This window comes from Affinundibacterium danionis (assembly GCF_042432465.1).
Classification (GTDB): Bacteria; Pseudomonadota; Gammaproteobacteria; order Burkholderiales; family Burkholderiaceae_D; genus Undibacterium; species Undibacterium danionis.
This window is the reverse complement of the sequence record NZ_JBHLXJ010000007.1, coordinates 134,495-153,139: the sequence shown is the minus strand read 5'-3', so window position 1 is coordinate 153,139 and position 18,645 is coordinate 134,495. Positions and strand designations below refer to the sequence as shown.

The following is an 18,645-nucleotide window of genomic DNA, read 5'->3' as shown; positions in this document are numbered from 1 at the left end:
GCACATTGTTTTGAGCTAGAACAAGAAACGTTGACGCATCACGACTACACTGAGTCTCGAATGAGCCATCTGGCACCATTAGTTTGATCCCCAAAATCTGATCTAGTTAACCACTTGTAAAGGAAATGTGATGAATACGATAGAACAACACAAAGATAGCCTGTTACGTGAGCTCAACCAGGTTTTAAAAGATGCAGAAGAGTTGCTTAAAAATTCTGAGCAACAAGCTGGTGAAGGATTTCATAGCGCCAAAGACCGTTTAGAAGCAAGCTTAAAAACGGCCAAACATGAAATTCACAAAATCGAAGACAAGGTCGTCAAAACAGTCAGAGAGTCAGCCAAAGCGACTGACGCTTATGTGCATGAAAACCCTTGGAAAACAGCCGGTATTGCCGCTGGTGTTGGCGTACTCGTCGGTTTGTTAATCGCACGTAGCGGCAAATAACGCAGCAATCCAACCATGGCCATCGCAGACTCATTGGCACGCTTTTCAGCGACACTTATCGCCACGTTACAAACACGTTTAACGCTTTTAAGTGTCGAGGCAGAACAGAGTTTGGCCCGTTACACTCGCCATCTGCTGCTATCGCTGATAGTTCTATTTTTTGCGGGTATCGCCATCCTACTCGGCGTACTACTGGTGCTCGCGGCATTTTGGGATAGCCATCGCTACAGTGCGATTGCGGGCATGATGGTTGGCTTTTTTTTACTCGCTGGTGGTTTATTCTGGCATCTGAAAACCAGTATTGCGCAACAACCTGAATTCCTTGCCCTTACCATCGCCGAATTAGAAAATGATTTACAGGCCTTACGCGGGCGTGACACTAAGCAGCATCAAGAATGAGAACGAATACTAGCATCTCAGCTCAACAACGAATTCAGTTGCTACAACTGCGTTGTGAATTGGAACGCAAGCAATTGCAACTACATGTTTTAGAAATACGTCAGGCTTGCGGTATTGTCGATACATTGAGCGCAGCGAGTAATAAGCTCAAACACTCACCACGCTTAGCGCTATTAGTCGGATTAGTCAGTAGTGCTGGTCTTGGTATTTTTTTGTCTCGCCGCGAATCGAGTGTGGCTTTCTTAAAGACCGGTATCACGTTATGGCGCACCTGGCAACGCTACGCGCCATTAGTTGCTCAAGTACGCGAGCATTTCAAAGAAAGTGCTAGTAACGATAACGAGCAATAGTCAATGATTGGGGAGTGAATATTGTTTAGTCGTATTTAAATTTATGGCGACGACAACGTTCTAATATTCTGGCTGGCGACTTTCTAAATAGCGCTGACGTTCTTCTGCTTCTTGTCTGGCTAATTCAATTTCTTCTACAACCGCACGCACATTCACCGGACGTTTGTCTTGAGCGACTTTGCCGGTCAAGACCGTCTCAGGTGTTAGCAGCCCAGCAGCAAATAATTTCCAGATTTCTTTGCCATACTGGGTGTGAGCCAGCTCTGGTGCAAATTGCGAAAAGTAGCTGCGCAAATTATTCACGTCCCGCTCTAACATACTGGCTGCACCAATATTTCCGGCAGCGTTAATCGCCTGAGGCAGGTCGATAATCACAGGCCCTTGTTCGTTGAGCAGAATATTAAATTCCGACAAATCGCCATGCACAATCCCAGCACATAACATCAGCACGACTTGATAGATTAATTCCTCATGATAGACCAAGGCTTGCGCGTGACTAAGTGCAACATCGTTCAAACGCGGTGCGACCGCACCATCTTCTGTGCTGACTAAATCCATCAACAACACGCCTTCAAAACAAATATGCGGTATTGGTACTCGTACCCCAGCGGCTGCACACTTGTATAGCGCATCAACTTCGGCGTTGTGCCAAACTTCTTCCTGCATTTTGCGTCCATACTTAGTGCCTTTTTGCATGGCGCGTGCTTGGCGACTATTCTTGACTGTACGCCCTTCCTGATAAGCCGCAGCTTGCTTAAAACTACGTTGGCTTGCATCTTTATACACCTTGGCACAACGAATTTGATCACCGCATCGCACCACATAAACGATAGCTTCTTTGCCGCTCATGAGCTGAGACAGCACTTCGTCTATCATGCCTTCTTCTTGCAATGGCAGTAATCGTTTCGGTGTTTTCAAATGTATCTTTTCTTAGTTGGTTCGAACAATAAGACTAGGCAAATCTAATTAAATCTAATTAAATTTAACAGAAATCAGCTCTGACCAAATTCCTCGCCTAGCGCTTTACCGCGCAAAGCTGCGGCCTGTGCCGCCTGCATAATTATTTTCTTCAATTCACACTGTTCCATACTACTCAATGCAGCGTGCGTGGTACCGCCTTTCGAGGTGACTTTTTCTCGCAAGACTTGCACCGTATCGTCGGATTGCTGTGCCAATTGCACCGCGCCGCTAAAGGTAGTCATCGCCAGTTGTTGCGCCTGTTTAGCATCGAAACCTAAAGCCACAGCAGCTTCTTGTAATGCTTCAATAAAATAAAATACATAGGCGGGACCACTACCAGAAATCGCCGTCACAGCATCAATCATACTTTCTTGCTCTACCCATAAAGTCTCACCTACGGCCTGCATAATCCTTTGTACATTTGCACGCTGCTCTGGACTCACCGCTGCCATGGCAAATAATCCACTCATGCCCTTACCTATCATTGCGGGCGTATTTGGCATCGTTCTGACAATTTTTTGGTAGCCACCCAACCAACGCGACATATCATCAGCGCGAATCCCTGCCGCAACGGACAGTAATAATTGCGATTCTAAAAATGGAGCGAAGTTAGCAATAACCTGCTGCATTTGTTGTGGCTTTACCGCAAAAATCACGACATCAAGCTTACGTAATTTTTCATCCATTGTGCTTGTCGCACTCACGCCATATTGGTGACAAAGCCGCTCCACATTCTCTAGATTCAAATCGACGACATGGATGCAACTCGCCTGCGTCAATTTATCAGCCAAACCGGCAATCAATGCGGTCGCCATATTGCCGCCGCCAATAAATCCTATCGTTAAACTAGACTGCATATTGTCGCTTTCCAAAAATGGCACTACCTATGCGCAACATAGTACTGCCCTCCGCTATTGCCGCTTCCATATCGCCACTCATCCCCATGGACAAAGTGTCGATCGCTATCCCATGCTGAATTAATCTTTGCGCTAATTGCGCGAGGCGTTGAAATGCGGCGCGTTGCACTTGCGTATCGTCGCTAGCTTCTGGCACCGCCATCAAACCGCGCAGTTTCATTCGCGGCAAAGCTTGCACTTGTTGCGCCAACGCCAGCAATTGGTCTGGGTGTACGCCACTCTTACTCGCTTCACCACTGATGTTCACTTGTAAACAAATCTGTAAATCCCCCAAGGCGTCTGGTCTTTGTTCAGACAAACGGTGGGCAATTTTTTCTCTATCTACTGAATGTACCCATGAAAAATGTTCGGCAATCGGACGCGTCTTATTACTCTGTATGGGCCCGATAAAATGCCATTCTGGAATGGTCGCGCACAGGGATTCCACGCGCAAGGTTTCCACTTGCAGCATCTTATCGAGTGCCTCTTGCAGATAATTTTCACCAAAGCTTTTTTGACCCGATTGTAAAGCTTGTAGTACATCATTAGCCGAAAAAGTCTTGGATACTGCCAATAAAGCAATTTCAGTTGGATTCCTGCCATAGCGATGCGCAGCGAGCGCAATTGCATCATGTACGACTTGCAAGTTGTGAGCGATTGAGGACATAATCAGGGAACCTTCGCAGCGCAATACGCTGGGCTGCAGCATTAATTTAATTATTTTTTATCGGATTATAAATGGATATCTCAGAACTTCTCGCATTCTCGGTTAAGAATAACGCATCCGATCTTCATTTGTCGTCTGGATTGCCACCTATGATCCGCGTACACGGCGATGTGCGTCGCATCAATTTGCCGCCATTAGAACACAAAGATGTGCATTCCTTAATTTATGACATCATGAATGACGGACAGCGCAAACATTATGAAGAAAATTTGGAATGCGATTTTTCTTTTGCGATTCCGGGTTTGGCGCGTTTCCGTGTCAATGCTTTTAATCAGGAACGTGGCGCGGCGGCGGTTATGCGTACCATTCCTTCCAAAATTTTGAGCTTAGAACAATTGAATGCGCCCAAGTGCTTTGCCGAATTCGCATTAAAAGCCCGCGGTTTGGTACTGGTAACCGGACCGACCGGTTCAGGTAAATCGACTACCTTGGCTGGCATGGTCAATCACGTTAATGAAACTGAATATGGCCACATCCTGACCGTTGAAGATCCTATCGAATTTGTACACGACTCTAAAAAATGTCTGATCAACCAACGTGAAGTTGGCCCTCATACGCATTCTTTCTCCAATGCTTTGCGTTCCGCATTACGTGAAGATCCTGACGTAATTCTGGTCGGTGAGTTACGTGATTTGGAAACCATACGATTGGCATTAACTGCTGCTGAGACCGGTCACTTAGTGTTCGGTACTCTGCATACATCCTCTGCTGCAAAAACCATCGATCGTATTATCGACGTCTTCCCTGCCGAAGAAAAAGAGATGGTACGTTCCATGTTATCGGAATCACTGCAAGCGGTTATCTCGCAAACTCTGCTTAAAACCAAAGACGGTTCTGGTCGTGTTGCCGCGCATGAAATCATGGTCGGCACACCAGCGATACGTAACTTAATCCGCGAAGCGAAAGTCGCTCAAATGTATTCTGCAATTCAAACCGGAAGTAATGTAGGTATGCAAACCTTAGATCAAAATCTATCTGATCTGGTCCGCCGCAATGTGATTTCAACGAGTACGGCACGCGCAGCGGCTAAGATCCCAGATAATTTCCCTGGCTAAAAAAGCACAACTAACAACTGCAACTACTACGACAACATTACAGAATAAGAAGGAAGTTTCATGGAACGCGATCAGGCCACCAAATTTATGAACGACTTGCTCAGACTGATGCTGAGCAAAAATGGCTCCGATCTTTTTATTACGGCAGAATTCCCACCCGCATTTAAGATAGATGGCAAGGTGACGCCAGTCTCAAATCAGGTGCTGACACCAGCACATACAGTCGATCTAGCTCGTGCAATTATGAACGACAGACAGGCCTCTGAATTTGAATCGACCAAAGAATGTAATTTTGCGATTAATCCACCGGGCTTAGGTCGTTTCCGGGTATCCGCTTTTCTACAGCAAGGTAAAGTCGGCATGGTATTACGTACCATCACCTCGACTATTCCTACTTTTGAAGATTTGCGCTTACCAAGTCAGATTAAAGAAATCGCGATGACCAAACGTGGTCTGGTCATCATGGTGGGTGCGACTGGTTCTGGTAAATCGACCACTTTGGCTGCGATGGTAGGTCATCGTAATGCAAATAGTTACGGTCATATCATTACGATTGAAGATCCAATTGAGTATGTGCATCCGCATGGTAATTGCATCATCACTCAACGTGAAATTGGTATTGATACCGACGATTGGGAAATCGCCTTGAAAAATACACTGCGTCAAGCACCCGATGTCATACAGATCGGCGAGATACGTTCGCGTGAAACTATGGATCTGGCGATTGCGTTCGCTGAAACGGGTCACTTATGCTTGGCAACCTTGCATGCGAATAGTGCTAACCAAGCCCTTGATCGCATGATTAACTTTTTTCCAGAAGAGCGCCGTGCGCAATTATTAATGGATTTGTCGCTCAACCTGAAGGCGGTTATTTCTCAACGCCTTGTACCACTGCGCGGGCAAAAAGGGCGCGTGGCGGCGATAGAAATTATGCTGAATACGCCCTTGATTTCTGATTTGATTTTCAAAGGCGATGTACATGAGATCAAAGAGATCATGAAAAAATCAGAAGAGCTGGGAATGTTGACCTTTGACAAAGCCTTATTCGATTTGCATGAAGCAGACTTGATTACTTACGAAGATGCACTGCGTAATGCGGACTCGGTCAATGAGTTGCGCCTTGCCATCAAATTGCGCGGGAAGGATGCCAGCAATCGTGATTTATCAGCTGGCACTCAACATCTCGGAATTTTATAAGCGCACTACCAAACAGGATTCGCTCAGTTAATTTACTTAGTTAATTTGCTCGTTTAATTTTATTAATTATTCACGCATCCAACGTCGCATAGCGGGAAAAGCCGGACTCTGGTGTCGGCTTGCCTGCTGCGAGTCGTAGCACAGCCCCGCCCACTGCAAAAACGGTAGTCCTATGTAATTCCCAGCAGAAAAGTTCTCTATCAACCAATTTGAGTCATTCTTGTAGCCTCCTGCGTGAAACACGATATCGAGAGGAATGTTCAAATGGATTGCCGCCGCATACGACCATAATACTGCTGCGATTTCTTCGCCATCAGTAGGCCATGGTTGTTCCGACGCTGCACTTCCTATCGCAGCTCTTTGCTGCGCCGTGGTAACCGCCAAATGCCCTGCTTCATGCAGAAGATCGCCGGGATATAATAATTTCTCTTGATCGATATAAATACAATTGGGTCCCAAATCAAGCCCAGGTAAAAAAGTTGGCTGATCCAAGGATTTGTATTCAAGCTTTATTCCTATACTGAGAATAAAATCCTGCATACATAGCAAGTAGTTTTGTTCGGTACTAGTCATAACGCCAGCAAAAAAAAATAAAAAAACGAACTTTCAATTATTTCATTTCATTATACTTTCTTATGTTGGATGATGATTCATTTACCTTGTGCTGAAACGCCATGTTGACATTTAAATCTTTAGTAATCTTTCTCCAGCTTAGTGCCTTGAGTTATTTTCTCACGTTGAGTACAGCGCATGCGCAGGTTGTCGAATGCCGTGACGCACAAGGTAAAAAGATTTTTGCAAATAGCTGCCCTGCAGGGACCACGAAGACCAAAGAAATTAGCCCTCCCGCTAATGTCGTAGCGAGTCCCGCATCAGCGGCAGCGCCTGCAACCACATCGACAGCCGCCCCCACTTCACCCGCGAACATTGTGCCCAACAACGCCATACCTAATAACTCAGCCCCCACAAAATCCGCCAAAACCGCGGCAGAATCAAGCAGAGAATTTGCAGAGTGGAAACGACGCCAAGAAGAAGAGGAAGGTTTAGCACGTGATCAAAAGCGCGCAGAGGAAAATCAATGCTACCAAGATCAAAAACGCCTACGAGAGTTACTCAATGGCTTACCTATACAAACCGGAGTTGATGCTAATGGTGAGCCTATTTTCATGGAAGATGAAAAACGTTCAGAAGAAATCAAAACTATCACTGAGCGCAGCAAGAAATGCAAACCCGCTTAAAGTAAGGCCATGCGTCACAGCAGTACAATTGCCGACGACCCAACTGGTACAACTAAAATCATAAGGATCCCCAAGGCGAAACGAAGTGTATATTCAGACCAAATTGCTTTAATAGCGAGTTTATGGTCTAATTGCAACATAGTTGCAATAATCCATCCATCCGAGGTTCAAAATTCCTTCCCTGCTGTCATCCATTCTCATTACGACTACGGTTGCTGGTGTATTGAGTATCAGCTTTGCTGCTGTATTTTCTTTTTCGCTGCTGTCGAAATTAGTTGAGCGCATGGTCAGTTTGTCGGTCGGCATTATGCTCTCGACCTCGTTCCTGCACGCCCTACCTACCGCCTTTGAATCCGGTGCCGATCCACGCTCATTGTTTGCCTGCCTGCTAGGCGGATTACTCGCCTTTTTTCTGTTAGAAAAATTCGCAATCTTACGCCACTCGCATCACCATGAAGGCGATGGTCATCATCATGAACACGGCCATGATGCGCATGAAGCGGGCAAAGCGGGCTGGATGATTCTGATCGGTGACGGTATGCATAACTTCACTGATGGTATTTTGATTGCAGCAGCATTTTTAGCCGACCCCGGCTTAGGCATGGTCACGGCGCTGGCCATTATTGCGCATGAAATCCCGCAAGAAATTGGTGATTTTATCGTCTTATTAAATGCTGGCTTTTCCCGCAAGCGTGCTTACTTCTACAATTTGCTATGCAGCTTAATGGCAGTCTTCGGCGGCGTACTTGGTTACTTCACTTTAGACAAAGCCAGTTCTTTAATTCCTTACGTCTTAGTCTTGGCTTCATCCGGATTTATTTATATTGCCGTGAGCGACTTAATGCCACAAATGCAGCGCCGGGCCACATTAAAAGAAACCGTGCCGCAGGTTTTCTTGATCACATGTGGCGTTGCGCTGGTCTTATTTGTGACGCGGCACCAACATTAAACCCAGAATCTATACACCTGTCGCCACCGGACGTGTGGCGTCTGAACACCACTCACTCCACGAACCAGGATACAAAGCAGCACCGCTTAATCCTGCAATCTCCAGCGCCAACAAATTATGGCAAGCCGTGACGCCTGATCCGCACTGCATGACCGTTTTTTGAGGTTCGGTCAATAGACTTTGCCATTCTTTACGCAATTGCCCAGCCGATTTAAAACGACCATCCGCTTGCAAATTATCTTTAAAAAAACGATTCTTCGCGCCAGGAATATGGCCACCGGTAGGGTCTATCGTTTCGTTCTCGCCACGGAATCTATCAGCAGCACGAGCGTCAACTACTTGCAATTTCTGACCAGCATCAGCATTTAAATTACGCACAATAGCAGCGACATCAACTTGCGATGTCAGTGCTGTTTGGGCCACGATGTTGCCAATCGGATTTTGTACAGGCTCGGTTTGCAAACTATGACCTGCTGCTATCCAAGCCGTCAAGCCGCCATCCAGCACCGCCACACTCGCGTGACCAATAGAACGTAGCAACCACCATAAACGTGCAGCAAACATACCGCCGTGCGCATCGTAAGCAACAACTTGGGTCGCATTACCAATCCCAAAGCGACGTAAAGCTATCAGTAAATCATCAGTTTTTGGTAAGGGATGGCGCCCACGAAAAACACCCGTATCGTCATATTTAGCGCCCGATAAATCTTGATCCAAATTCGCAAAAACTGCACCCGCAATATGTCCGGTATCATAAGCATTACGTCCTGCTTTTGCGTCCATTAAATCGTGACGACAATCAACGATAACGACATCGGGTTGCAAGGCAAGCAGTGCCAATTGTTCGACGGAGATCAGCGTGGTGTACATAGTCATATCCTTTTCTTTTTATTTCTTAGTTACTGTCGGCAGCGTTGCTTGGCTTACTATTAAACGAAGAAGCTATCATACCGCTAGCGAGTATAACTGCAATCCCCAACCAACTAACCCAACTCAAATTCACCTTCCATATCCACAAATCTAAAGTGCTAGTAAATACAATACCGATATACTGCAAATTGGCCGCCACTAGAGGATTGCCGAGGCGATAGGAACGCGTCATCGCCAGTTGCGCGATCATCGCCAAGATACCGACGCCGAGCAAAAGTGCAATACCTTTAGGATCTAGCAAATGATGATTCATGTGCGCCGCTAACTGAGTTTCTGATAGGGCATTAAAATGCAAAAACTGGCCCAAAACTCCCATCGCGGTACACACTAATGAAAAATAAAATACCACGCGATACTCCGGCTCGCCGGCCACACCCATTTGTCGCACTTGAATATACGCAAGAGCAGCGACGAAACCAGAACAGAGTGCAATCAAGCTATCCGGTAATTGTTCGACGCGAATGGTAGGCCGTAATAACATCACCACACCAATAAAACCCAACAAGATGGACATGACTAAATGGGGAGGAAGATGCACCACATCTTTGCCGCGATTTTTCCACCATGAGGTAACAAACAAAATCACCGCAACCCAAATCGAGGACATATAACTCAAAGTTACCGACAAAGATAAAGGCAACTTGGAAATCGAGTAAAACCACAACCACAAAGACAACACACCAAAAACTCCGCGCCAAATATGGCCGGTCACCATGCTGCTGCGCAAAGTACCGTTCTGCCAACGCATAATGAAATAAATACCGATCACGCCTATCGCACCACGATAAGTCACGATCTCTGCTGTGCTATAGGTTTCTGAAGCGAGCTTGACGCAAACCCCCATTAGAGAAAATAAAAAGGTAGCAACTAACATCCAAAGAGCTTGCATAATTTTTTTGAAATTTCACTACAAAAGTTAAAGCGGAAAAAAGTATGGGGAAGCAACGCTTCCCCATGTGTAAATGATGTATGACTCAGAACTGCATTTTACGTCGATACCATTCGTGGAAATGCTGCATGCCATCTTCCATTGGTGATTGATAGGGACCGACTTCGTTCTGACCGCGGTCGTGCAAAATCTTACGTCCCGCATCCATACGCATGCCTATCTCATCATCTTCGATACAGGTTTCCATATAGGCAGCACGTTCGGCTTCTATGAATTCACGTTCGAATAAAACGATTTCTTCAGGATAGTAAAATTCCACTACGTTTTTCGTTTTGCCTGTCGCAGTCGGCCAGAGCGTCGATACCACCAACACATGCGGATACCATTCGACCATAATATTCGGATACAAAGTAAGCCAAATCGCGCCGTATTTCGGCGGCTCACCACGACGGAATTTTAAAACTTGTTCTTGCCAAGCTTGGTATTTTGGCGAACCAGATTTCAATAAACCTTTGTGCACGCCAACGGTTTGTACGCTGTAATCTTCGCCGAATTCCCATTTAAGGTCATCACAGGTAACAAAGCTACCCAAGCCAGGATGAAAGGGTTCAACGTGATAATCTTCGAGATAAACTTCGATAAAAGTTTTCCAGTTGTAATCACATTCATGCACTTCGACGTGATCGAGCATGTAATCGGTGAAATCCAAATCCTTGGTGACAGACAAAGTCGCCATCTTTTCCATCACGTTGTAACCGTTTTGTTCAAACAGTAATCCATTCCAATTTTGGATAGGCGTACGTGAGAGATTCAGACAAGGTGTATCTTTGAAATGGGGCGCGCCAATCAACTCACCTTTGAGGTTGTAAGTCCAACGATGTAAAGGGCAAACAATGTGATTCGTGTTACCACGCCCAGTCGTGCCTGGACCACCAAACATTAAAGCTTGACGGTGACGGCAAACATTGGACAGCAATTCAATACCGTCTTTACCGCGCACCAACATACGCCCTTCGTTTTCAGAAGCGAGGGTCGCATAATCACCGACGTTAGGAACCATCAATTCATGGCCAACGTAACGCGGGCCAGATTGAAATAATTGCTTGATCTCGCGCTCTAATAAGCCTTGATCAAAATAGACATGCACCGGAAGTTGCGCGTCAGAACGCGCTAATGTAGACAAAGAAGCCAGATCGGACATCCCCACCCCCCAAATTAATTTGCACCAACCTAAGAGAGAAAGAATCCATAAATACCTATTTCGACACCTCTTTTTTTAATACGAAGAGATCGAAAATTCAAACAAACTACACTTGAAGAGGAAATTTTGGACAGAACGAGAGATTATACCCGAAACATGGGATAAGGTCTTGTTTTACTTGAGAATTCAGTGCCGTGCCAATAGATGTGGAGCTTCATTCGCATGAGTTACAGAGATTCAATGACCGACATAAATTTCAGTCAAACTCACTTAAAACTCACTTAATTATGCAATGTCATCACCGTTGAAGAAGGCTTGGTTTGATCTTGACTACTTTGATCTTGCTGATTTAAAGCATCTAGCAAAGCGCGATCTACCACTTTGTCCATAGAGATGATTTGCGCACGTCGCTCTCTAAAATTTTTCTCCAACTCCTCTATGGAGACAGAGAATGACTTTTCTTTTTGACTGGAAGTAAAAATAAATAAGCTTCGCATAGGACTAATCCATGCCAAACGAACTTTTTGAAACGAATTATCACGTTTTCTGAACTGCACCCAAACACCTCGTTCCAAACTGGCGACTGCATTTTCAGCTTCTGCGATGTCATGTGCAATAATTTCTGCGATTGACGCTTCATTAATCAGCGGTCGATTTAATGCTGGCAATGCATTTTGCATACCGATTGCCGGGAATGCAGACGAATCGGCACTGCCACCACTTCCATCGGTTGCGCCAACATCTTGCTGACCGGCTTCTACTTGCTGTGCTGCTTGCGCTGATTTGGATTGTTGTACCTGCTGAGCTTGGATAGCGTCCGCTTTTGCTTTTTCAATCGCCTCGGCAATGAGACGGGCTTTCTCGGCTTCCTCAGCATCTGCCTTGGCTTTCGCCTCTGCAACAGCTTTCGCTTCGGCTTCAGCACGTTTTTGTAGGCGACGCTCCGTTGCCAATTTAGCCGCTTCGACCGCAATCTCCACCTGACGCTCAGGGGACAATTCCAAAGGCGCTCGCACGATAGACGCATGGCATTCGGCCAGATCCGCAAAAAACTGGACGCGATCAGCATCTTCCCACTTGATCAGACTCAACCATTTATTGAGACGAGCCAAGATACCAGGGAGACGATTAATCATTTCCTGACGCTGCGCCAAAGTAATTTTAGGTTTAATACTCCAGATCAAATCATCCATGGTCTTGATAGCATCCTCAACCGCATGAGGTTTTTCATCTTTGACGCTATAAGCCAAGGTGAGGACTTTAATCCAACGTTTCTCTAAAAATGTCTCCACAAACGCGACAACTTCACCGCTACCAATACGCATAGAGACATCATTGCTGGCAGCAATACCAGCTTGTTTGAATTTTTCTTTTTGCAGCGCGCGGTTAATTGGCGCTTGTAAAGCTTCAATCGTGGCTGCTTCATCCTTTTGGATAAAGGCTTCCAGATCCGTTACCACTTCATCAAATAAACCTAATTCTTGATCAAACTCCTTTTGCACCCGCATCACATTGCGTTGCATCGCTTGGAATAACGGATCCTCCTCTCCTTTTTGAGGATCAAGCGAGGCACTGTACTTAGACAGTAGATCAATCAGGCGACGTGCGGGATGCGCGTCTTGAAAAAAGAAATTCTTATCGATCAAGGCCGCTTTTAAGACGGGCACTTGCAAAGCGCTGATCAGGTTTTTGATAGGATCAGCGATTTCTTGATTGCCGAGCACGCCATCAAACACGTGGGACAACAAATCAAAGGTATGTTTCTCAACGCCGGAATGAAATACATTCGGCATTTCCTGGCGCATGTGCGACAAGCGCATTGCGTTTTGCGCTCCAGATACCAATTGATGTATCGCCATGTTTTTTTGAACATCAGCGAGGTATTGAAACAATTCTGAGGAGGCTGGATTAAAACTAGCACCATCGCCGGCATAAGAAGCACTCGGCATGCCATTCATCGGCATTGCGCCCATCATAGCGCCCATATTAGGAGCCGACATATGTCCAGCAAGAGCATTCCCCGCGCCAGGAGAATAAGCTGATCCACCTTGCATTTGCGCACCAGGTTCAGCTGGAGTCTTCATCTCATTGCCAGCAAAATACTGTTCGAGCTTCTTGGCAACCTCATTCTTGACTGCTTCACCTAAACGCTCCGCTTCAGCGTTAGCCTGTTTGCGTTTGAGGCGATAACTTTCCTGCAAATCAGGCAAAATCCCGCGTGCAATCATCAAATCGTTTAAGGCTTGATAAATGGGACCCAAATCAAAAATAAACTCACTTAGCATTGGTAACATCAATGCATGAGCATCTACCTCGGTATTGAAATCAATCCAAACAGTATTAAATGCACGCAAAAATACTTCAGGTCGGAAAGGATTTTGTGAGCCGCTAATACTCTCCTGACCTAACAAACTAGCAAGCCGCATATTCAAAGCGGCAAGCGCTTCAGCGTAGGTTAACTCCAATGAGCGACTGGCGCGACTGAGACTGAGCTTGAGCTCCATTTCCTCATAGGAAACTAGACTCATTCCTTCGTCTTGTATCGTGATCTGTGGCTTAGCAACCGAACGCAAGATATCGATTTCTGCTTTAAACGCTTTTTCCAGTTCCGATGAACTCAAATAATAAAACGTATAAGCACTATTTTTAAGTAGCTGGGCACCATGGAAACACAGGTTCGCCAGTTTCGGATCAGATGCATTCTCAGATTGAGTAAATAAATCATGCGATAAACGCGCGGAGAAAGCATCTATTTGTGGCGTGCATAGCTGGCACGCCTGCTGTACCAAGGCTTGCCAAGTGTCGAGCTTATCCAAAGGCAGTCTGTGCTCTGCCTTGGCTCGAAGTGGTTGCTGCGCTGCTTGGTTTACTGACATATCATTAATTAACAATGCTGAAGGTACTTAAAGTGCTCAAAAATACACACAAGCTCATCATCGCGGTCTGTTTTACAGTTAAGACTATAAACGCATTATTTCCGCGTGGAAATGGCCGAAACGCAACTTCGCTCATTTTTTAAGCAAATTTTTTCTTTAAAACAAAGAATTCGCAAAAATAGTGTCCTTTGATCAATCTTCTTGATCAAGGTTCACAACGAGAAACCGCACAGAATACAGCCCTTTGATCTAAAATACGAGGTTTCGCTTGCCACTCCTGCAATCTACCTTGCAAACTAATCTATGTCAAAGAAATTACCATCGAATGTAACGCCTACGTCGTTTGAAAACGCTATGGCAGAACTGGCAGAACTGGTGACACAAATGGAAACAGGCCAGCTACCGTTAGAAGCCTCGGTCAGCGCCTACCAACGTGGCTCGGAGCTCATTAAATATTGTGCAGCCCAATTAGAAAAAGTCGAACAACAAGTCAAAATTTTGGATGCAGGTATGCTAAAACCATTCAACACAGAAGCAAACGCTGAGGATCAGGCATGACTAACTCTTTTCAAAGTTGGATGAAAGAGACTCAAGCAAATGTCGAAGTAGCACTACATCAATATTTGCCTAGCACCAGCACTGCTCCACAAAAATTACATGAAGCGATGGCTTACGCGGTATTGGACGGCGGTAAGCGGGTACGTCCATTATTAGTGTTTGCAGCAGGCAAACTTTTTGACGCACCACAAGAATTATTATCACGTGCAGCCTGCGCGGTAGAAATGATTCACGCCTATTCTCTGGTACACGACGATATGCCTTGCATGGATGACGATGCGCTACGTCGTGGTAAACCGACTGTTCATAAACAATACGATGAAGCCACTGCTCTATTGGTCGGCGATGCCTTGCAAGCGCAGGCCTTTTTAGTCTTGAGTGAAGCGCAAGCCTGTGCCGATCATAAATTACCTATGTTGCAATTATTAGGAAAGGCCTCCGGATCGATTGGCATGTGCGGCGGTCAAGCGATTGATCTCGCTAGTGTTGGCGTCGCATTGAATTTACCAGAACTTGAACAAATGCATCGCTTGAAGACTGGCGCATTATTGCGTGCTTCAGTGTTACTGGGAGCCATGAGCGGCAAACCATTATCCGCTGACGAAGTTCAGGCACTAGATCAATATTCGGCTGCCATTGGACTCGCCTTTCAAGTAGTCGATGACGTACTCGATGCGACTGCGGACTCAGCAACTTTAGGTAAAACTGCTGGTAAAGATGCCGCTGACAATAAACCGACTTATGTTTCACTATTAGGTTTAGAAGCCTCTCGCCAATTAGCAGATCAACTCTGCCATGATGCCCATCAAGCTTTATCCGCATTTGGCGCATCCGCACAATATCTGCACGACTTAGCAGATCTTATCGTTCAGCGAAAAGCATAATAATGTCCCTACTTACTACCATCAACTCGCCAGCCGATTTACGCCAGCTCAATCGCCATCAGTTAGTGTCTTTAGCCGATGAGTTACGTCAATATGTGATCGATTCCGTCTCAAAAACTGGCGGCCACCTCTCCTCTAATTTAGGTACCGTCGAGCTGACGATCGCTTTACATTATGTCTTCAATACACCTGAAGACCGACTAGTGTGGGATGTCGGCCACCAAACCTATCCGCATAAAATCTTAACTGGTCGTCGCGACCAAATGCATAGCCTGCGCCAGCTTGATGGTATCTCTGGCTTTCCACGAAGAATTGAGAGTGAATACGATACTTTCGGTACCGCACATTCATCGACCTCTATTTCTGCAGCGCTAGGCATGGCATTGGCAGCACGCACCAAAGGCGAATCACGCCATTCAGTTGCTATCATCGGTGATGGCTCTATGACTGCTGGTATGGCGTTTGAAGCATTAAACAATGCTGGTGTCTACGACGACATCAACATGCTAGTGGTATTGAACGACAACGATATGTCGATCTCACCACCAGTTGGCGCTTTAAATCGTTATTTGGCGCGACTGATGTCTGGTAAATTTTATGCAGCGGCTCGCAATGTAGGTAAGTCAGTTTTGCCACCGCCTATGCTAGAACTAGCGCGCCGTTTTGAAGAACATGCCAAAGGTATGATCGTACCAGCCACCATGTTCGAAGAATTTGGCTTCAACTACATCGGTCCAATTGATGGTCACGATTTAGAATCGCTCATCCCGACGCTGCAAAATATTAAAAACCTCAAAGGTCCACAGTTTTTACACGTCGTCACCAAAAAAGGTCAAGGCTACAAACTCGCTGAAGCCGACCCGATTTTGTATCACGGTCCTGGTAAATTCAATCCTGCGGAGGGGATCAAACCCGCAGCGGCGCCTGCCAAGAAAACCTATACTCAAGTTTTCGGCGATTGGTTGTGTGACATGGCCGCGGCCGATGACAAACTGATAGGCATCACACCCGCGATGCGCGAAGGTTCTGGCATGGTGGAATTTGAACAGCGTTTTCCAAACCGTTATTACGACGTTGGTATTGCCGAACAGCATTCCGTTACCTTTGCAGGCGGGATAGCCACCGAAGGCTTAAAACCGGTCGTCGCGATTTACTCCACTTTTTTGCAACGTGCCTACGACCAATTAATACATGACGTCGCACTGCAAAATCTCGACGTCACGTTCGCGTTAGACCGCGCTGGTTTAGTCGGTGCCGACGGTGCAACCCATGCTGGCAATTATGATCTAGCTTACTTACGCTGCATTCCCAATATGGTGGTCATGGCAGCTAGCGATGAAAATGAATGTCGCCAGATGCTAACGACAGGCTACCGATATCAAGGACCAGCAGCAATACGCTATCCACGTGGCGCGGGCATAGGCGCGACAATTCAAAGCGAACTCAGCGAACTAACGATAGGCAAAGCAGAACTAAAACGTCAGGGTAAAAAAATCGCAATTTTGGCATTTGGTTCTATGGTGCATCCTTCGATCAAAGCTGCAGAAGCACTGGATGCAACGGCAGTCAATATGCGTTTTGTTAAACCCATTGATATAGCGATGATTAAAGACATGGCAGCAGATCATGATGCCTTAGTCACAGTCGAAGAAGGCTGCACCATGGGCGGTGCTGGTTCAGCAGTAGCAGAAGCGCTAGCCGAAGCGGGAATTGCAAAACCCTTGTTGATCTTAGGCTTACCGGATAAATTTGTAGATCACGGCGATCCGGCTTTATTGTTGGCGCAATGTGGTTTGAATGCGGAGGGAATTGAGGCGTCGATACGGCAGCGGTTTTTATGAGTTAGCAAGTCGCGTGTTTAAATTACGTTTTAAAATTGAATGCCGCCTATCCTTAGTTTTTACGTAGGCGGCATTTTTATTTCATTGCTCGATATTTTTATCGTTCGCAGATCGAGTGTGGCTCGACAGCCTATTAACTTTTAGTCGTTTTGAATTCTTGCACTGAAATTATAGGTACACATTCTTTACGTTCACAGGTCGGGTGTGGCCCGACAGCCAATTACCTTTTTTGCTTCGCCAAAAAAGGTAATCCAAAAAAGGCGACCGTAGAGTCTCCACTGCGCTGCTTGCAAGCAGCTTAGAGATCGATGGCGCAAAGCATGCTTTGCGAAACCCCATCAATCTCCCTGCGGGTGCTTACGCTACGCTTCAGCATAATTTGTGCATCCCAAAAAATGGGAAAGTGTTGAAACTCGCCTGCGGCTCAAACAACAACACTTTCTTATCCATTTTCTGTGAGGCACAAATTACTTCGTCTCGAACGGGGCGAAGTCAAAGTCAAAAACAACAGCAACACCAAAACAATCAATCTCAACGAGCACATATTTTCTACTGGCTGCTCGGTATCGTTGCTTTTGACCTTGCTTTTGGCCTTGCTTTTGGCCTTCACCCACTTCTGACACTGCCAATTGTGCAGGACAGAAAATGGATAAAGAAAGCTTCGTTGTTTGAGCCGCAGGCGAGTTTCGAAGCTTTCCCATTTTTTGTCTTGCACAATTGGGAACCCGAAGGGCAGTGGCAGCGTGGTCGCCTTTCTTTGCTTACTTTCTTTGGCGAAGCAAAGAAAGTGAGTAGCTGTCGGTCTACCACCGACCTGCGAACTATGAGATTGTTTGCTATTAAATATAAAGGTGAAAATATAAGGCCTATTCACAATTAATCGACTATCGCAGCGTGAGCAAAAAGACTTGCCCACCCTACTAGACTCCCGTTTGAATGAGAGCTTGAGCTAAATTTGAGAAGACCATGATCCAACTAACCTATACATGTGTTGCACTTCTTATCATCTATCAGATCTTTGTCTCTTTTCTTGTTTATCGAGCAGAAGAATATGAGAAAGCTCAACGTTTGATTCAAATCCTGCTGATCTGGTGTATCCCGCTTGTAGCAGCCCTCATATTTCATTCTTTTCTACGAAATCAACGCAAATCCTTTCACGGAAAGGTCAACCATGTCGTAGCTCAAGATCAAAACATTGTTTTAGGCTATGGAGACCTAAAAGATTAATAACGCAAATCGAATTTGAATTT

20 protein-coding genes are annotated in these 18,645 nt (G+C 45.8%); 12 read left to right on the top strand and 8 right to left on the bottom strand.

Features of this window, described 5'->3' with window-relative positions:
- Nucleotides 1-130 precede the first annotated feature (130 nt).
- From ACFFJH_RS06460 to ACFFJH_RS06450, 3 genes are read left to right on the top strand one after another with little or no spacing between them, the layout of a single operon-like run.
- Nucleotides 131-445 carry an ElaB/YgaM/YqjD family protein gene (locus ACFFJH_RS06460; RefSeq protein WP_390211054.1) on the top strand — a complete coding sequence of 105 codons (315 nt, stop codon included), beginning with the start codon at nucleotides 131-133 and terminating at the stop codon, nucleotides 443-445.
- Nucleotides 446-460: 15 nt separating this feature from the next.
- On the top strand, nucleotides 461-844 hold the full coding sequence (locus ACFFJH_RS06455) for a phage holin family protein (RefSeq protein ID WP_390211053.1): 384 nt from the start codon (nucleotides 461-463) through the stop codon (nucleotides 842-844).
- Nucleotides 841-1,194 (top strand): hypothetical protein, encoded by a 354-nt coding sequence (locus ACFFJH_RS06450; protein WP_390211052.1) that lies wholly within the window; start codon nucleotides 841-843, stop codon nucleotides 1,192-1,194. Before ACFFJH_RS06455 ends, ACFFJH_RS06450 begins: the two co-directional genes overlap by 4 nt.
- A gap of 60 nt (nucleotides 1,195-1,254) precedes the next feature.
- Here ACFFJH_RS06450 and ACFFJH_RS06445 read toward each other — a convergent pair whose 3' ends face one another.
- The 3 genes from ACFFJH_RS06445 to ACFFJH_RS06435 all read right to left on the bottom strand — a co-directional run bounded on the left by ACFFJH_RS06445 (nucleotide 1,255) and on the right by ACFFJH_RS06435 (nucleotide 3,717).
- Nucleotides 1,255-2,112, bottom strand: coding sequence for a PA4780 family RIO1-like protein kinase (locus ACFFJH_RS06445; protein ID WP_390211050.1), 858 nt, complete (start codon nucleotides 2,110-2,112; stop codon nucleotides 1,255-1,257).
- 74 nt (nucleotides 2,113-2,186) lie between these two features.
- Nucleotides 2,187-3,011, bottom strand: coding sequence for a pyrroline-5-carboxylate reductase (proC, locus tag ACFFJH_RS06440; protein ID WP_390211047.1), 825 nt, complete (start codon nucleotides 3,009-3,011; stop codon nucleotides 2,187-2,189).
- Nucleotides 3,001-3,717 (bottom strand): YggS family pyridoxal phosphate-dependent enzyme, encoded by a 717-nt coding sequence (locus ACFFJH_RS06435; protein WP_390211045.1) that lies wholly within the window; start codon nucleotides 3,715-3,717, stop codon nucleotides 3,001-3,003. The genes proC and ACFFJH_RS06435 overlap by 11 nt, the downstream gene beginning before the upstream one ends.
- 71 nt (nucleotides 3,718-3,788) lie before the next feature.
- On the opposite strand from ACFFJH_RS06435, the gene ACFFJH_RS06430 reads away from it, so the two are divergent.
- Nucleotides 3,789-4,832: a type IV pilus twitching motility protein PilT gene (locus ACFFJH_RS06430; protein WP_390211043.1), complete on the top strand. Its 1,044-nt coding sequence runs from the start codon at nucleotides 3,789-3,791 to the stop codon at nucleotides 4,830-4,832.
- A 60-nt stretch (nucleotides 4,833-4,892) separates the two neighbouring features.
- Nucleotides 4,893-6,029, top strand: a complete 1,137-nt coding sequence (locus ACFFJH_RS06425; protein WP_390211041.1) for a PilT/PilU family type 4a pilus ATPase — start codon at nucleotides 4,893-4,895, stop codon at nucleotides 6,027-6,029.
- A gap of 66 nt (nucleotides 6,030-6,095) precedes the next feature.
- Here ACFFJH_RS06425 and ACFFJH_RS06420 read toward each other — a convergent pair whose 3' ends face one another.
- Nucleotides 6,096-6,602, bottom strand: a complete 507-nt coding sequence (locus tag ACFFJH_RS06420) for a hypothetical protein (protein WP_390211040.1) — start codon at nucleotides 6,600-6,602, stop codon at nucleotides 6,096-6,098.
- Nucleotides 6,603-6,703: 101 nt separating this feature from the next.
- Between ACFFJH_RS06420 and ACFFJH_RS06415 the strand changes: the two genes are divergently transcribed.
- Both ACFFJH_RS06415 and ACFFJH_RS06410 read left to right on the top strand, forming a co-directional pair.
- Entirely contained in the window at nucleotides 6,704-7,267 is a 564-nt protein-coding gene (locus ACFFJH_RS06415) for a hypothetical protein (RefSeq protein WP_390211039.1), read from the top strand.
- A gap of 223 nt (nucleotides 7,268-7,490) precedes the next feature.
- On the top strand, nucleotides 7,491-8,216 hold the full coding sequence (locus ACFFJH_RS06410; RefSeq protein ID WP_390211037.1) for a ZIP family metal transporter: 726 nt from the start codon (nucleotides 7,491-7,493) through the stop codon (nucleotides 8,214-8,216).
- A gap of 9 nt (nucleotides 8,217-8,225) precedes the next feature.
- Here the strand turns inward: ACFFJH_RS06410 and ACFFJH_RS06405 are convergent, their stop codons facing one another.
- The 4 genes from ACFFJH_RS06405 to ACFFJH_RS06390 all read right to left on the bottom strand — a co-directional run bounded on the left by ACFFJH_RS06405 (nucleotide 8,226) and on the right by ACFFJH_RS06390 (nucleotide 14,112).
- Entirely contained in the window at nucleotides 8,226-9,086 is an 861-nt protein-coding gene (locus ACFFJH_RS06405; protein ID WP_390211318.1) for a sulfurtransferase, read from the bottom strand.
- 25 nt (nucleotides 9,087-9,111) lie between these two features.
- Nucleotides 9,112-10,020 carry a DMT family transporter gene (locus ACFFJH_RS06400; protein ID WP_390211036.1) on the bottom strand — a complete coding sequence of 303 codons (909 nt, stop codon included), beginning with the start codon at nucleotides 10,018-10,020 and terminating at the stop codon, nucleotides 9,112-9,114.
- A gap of 100 nt (nucleotides 10,021-10,120) precedes the next feature.
- Nucleotides 10,121-11,236 (bottom strand): aromatic ring-hydroxylating oxygenase subunit alpha, encoded by a 1,116-nt coding sequence (locus ACFFJH_RS06395; RefSeq protein WP_390211035.1) that lies wholly within the window; start codon nucleotides 11,234-11,236, stop codon nucleotides 10,121-10,123.
- Between the two features lie 281 nt (nucleotides 11,237-11,517).
- Nucleotides 11,518-14,112 carry a DUF1631 family protein gene (locus tag ACFFJH_RS06390; protein ID WP_390211034.1) on the bottom strand — a complete coding sequence of 865 codons (2,595 nt, stop codon included), beginning with the start codon at nucleotides 14,110-14,112 and terminating at the stop codon, nucleotides 11,518-11,520.
- A gap of 303 nt (nucleotides 14,113-14,415) precedes the next feature.
- Here ACFFJH_RS06390 and ACFFJH_RS06385 point away from each other — a divergent pair, with 303 nt between their 5' ends.
- The 5 genes from ACFFJH_RS06385 (at nucleotide 14,416) to ACFFJH_RS06365 (ending at nucleotide 18,622) form a co-directional block, all read left to right on the top strand.
- The gene (locus tag ACFFJH_RS06385; RefSeq protein ID WP_390211033.1) at nucleotides 14,416-14,670 is read left to right on the top strand and encodes an exodeoxyribonuclease VII small subunit; all 255 of its coding nucleotides are present in this window, start codon (nucleotides 14,416-14,418) and stop codon (nucleotides 14,668-14,670) included.
- Nucleotides 14,667-15,554 (top strand): polyprenyl synthetase family protein, encoded by an 888-nt coding sequence (locus tag ACFFJH_RS06380; RefSeq protein WP_390211032.1) that lies wholly within the window; start codon nucleotides 14,667-14,669, stop codon nucleotides 15,552-15,554. The genes ACFFJH_RS06385 and ACFFJH_RS06380 overlap by 4 nt, the downstream gene beginning before the upstream one ends.
- A 2-nt stretch (nucleotides 15,555-15,556) precedes the next feature.
- On the top strand, nucleotides 15,557-17,395 hold the full coding sequence (dxs, locus tag ACFFJH_RS06375) for a 1-deoxy-D-xylulose-5-phosphate synthase (RefSeq protein ID WP_390211031.1): 1,839 nt from the start codon (nucleotides 15,557-15,559) through the stop codon (nucleotides 17,393-17,395).
- Between the two features lie 403 nt (nucleotides 17,396-17,798).
- Entirely contained in the window at nucleotides 17,799-18,275 is a 477-nt protein-coding gene (locus ACFFJH_RS06370) for a hypothetical protein (protein ID WP_390211029.1), read from the top strand.
- A gap of 86 nt (nucleotides 18,276-18,361) precedes the next feature.
- Nucleotides 18,362-18,622 (top strand): hypothetical protein, encoded by a 261-nt coding sequence (locus ACFFJH_RS06365; RefSeq protein ID WP_390211028.1) that lies wholly within the window; start codon nucleotides 18,362-18,364, stop codon nucleotides 18,620-18,622.
- Nucleotides 18,623-18,645 lie beyond the last annotated feature (23 nt).

Excerpts from the sequence above, each read along its gene's own strand:
- ACFFJH_RS06390 (WP_390211034.1), bottom strand. The coding sequence starts at position 14,112 with ATGTCAGTAAACCAAGCAGCGCAGCAACCACTTCGAGCCAAGGCAGAG.
- ACFFJH_RS06455 (WP_390211053.1), top strand. The coding sequence starts at position 461 with ATGGCCATCGCAGACTCATTGGCACGCTTTTCAGCGACACTTATCGCC.
- dxs (WP_390211031.1), top strand. The coding sequence starts at position 15,557 with ATGTCCCTACTTACTACCATCAACTCGCCAGCCGATTTACGCCAGCTC.
- ACFFJH_RS06380 (WP_390211032.1), top strand. The coding sequence starts at position 14,667 with ATGACTAACTCTTTTCAAAGTTGGATGAAAGAGACTCAAGCAAATGTC.
- ACFFJH_RS06450 (WP_390211052.1), top strand. The coding sequence starts at position 841 with ATGAGAACGAATACTAGCATCTCAGCTCAACAACGAATTCAGTTGCTA.
- ACFFJH_RS06365 (WP_390211028.1), top strand. The coding sequence starts at position 18,362 with ATGATCCAACTAACCTATACATGTGTTGCACTTCTTATCATCTATCAG.
- proC (WP_390211047.1), bottom strand. The coding sequence starts at position 3,011 with ATGCAGTCTAGTTTAACGATAGGATTTATTGGCGGCGGCAATATGGCG.
- ACFFJH_RS06415 (WP_390211039.1), top strand. The coding sequence starts at position 6,704 with ATGTTGACATTTAAATCTTTAGTAATCTTTCTCCAGCTTAGTGCCTTG.
- ACFFJH_RS06435 (WP_390211045.1), bottom strand. The coding sequence starts at position 3,717 with ATGTCCTCAATCGCTCACAACTTGCAAGTCGTACATGATGCAATTGCG.
- ACFFJH_RS06395 (WP_390211035.1), bottom strand. The coding sequence starts at position 11,236 with ATGTCCGATCTGGCTTCTTTGTCTACATTAGCGCGTTCTGACGCGCAA.
- ACFFJH_RS06405 (WP_390211318.1), bottom strand. The coding sequence starts at position 9,086 with ATGTACACCACGCTGATCTCCGTCGAACAATTGGCACTGCTTGCCTTG.
- ACFFJH_RS06400 (WP_390211036.1), bottom strand. The coding sequence starts at position 10,020 with ATGTTAGTTGCTACCTTTTTATTTTCTCTAATGGGGGTTTGCGTCAAG.
- ACFFJH_RS06420 (WP_390211040.1), bottom strand. The coding sequence starts at position 6,602 with ATGACTAGTACCGAACAAAACTACTTGCTATGTATGCAGGATTTTATT.
- ACFFJH_RS06385 (WP_390211033.1), top strand. The coding sequence starts at position 14,416 with ATGTCAAAGAAATTACCATCGAATGTAACGCCTACGTCGTTTGAAAAC.
- ACFFJH_RS06425 (WP_390211041.1), top strand. The coding sequence starts at position 4,893 with ATGGAACGCGATCAGGCCACCAAATTTATGAACGACTTGCTCAGACTG.
- ACFFJH_RS06430 (WP_390211043.1), top strand. The coding sequence starts at position 3,789 with ATGGATATCTCAGAACTTCTCGCATTCTCGGTTAAGAATAACGCATCC.
- ACFFJH_RS06460 (WP_390211054.1), top strand. The coding sequence starts at position 131 with ATGAATACGATAGAACAACACAAAGATAGCCTGTTACGTGAGCTCAAC.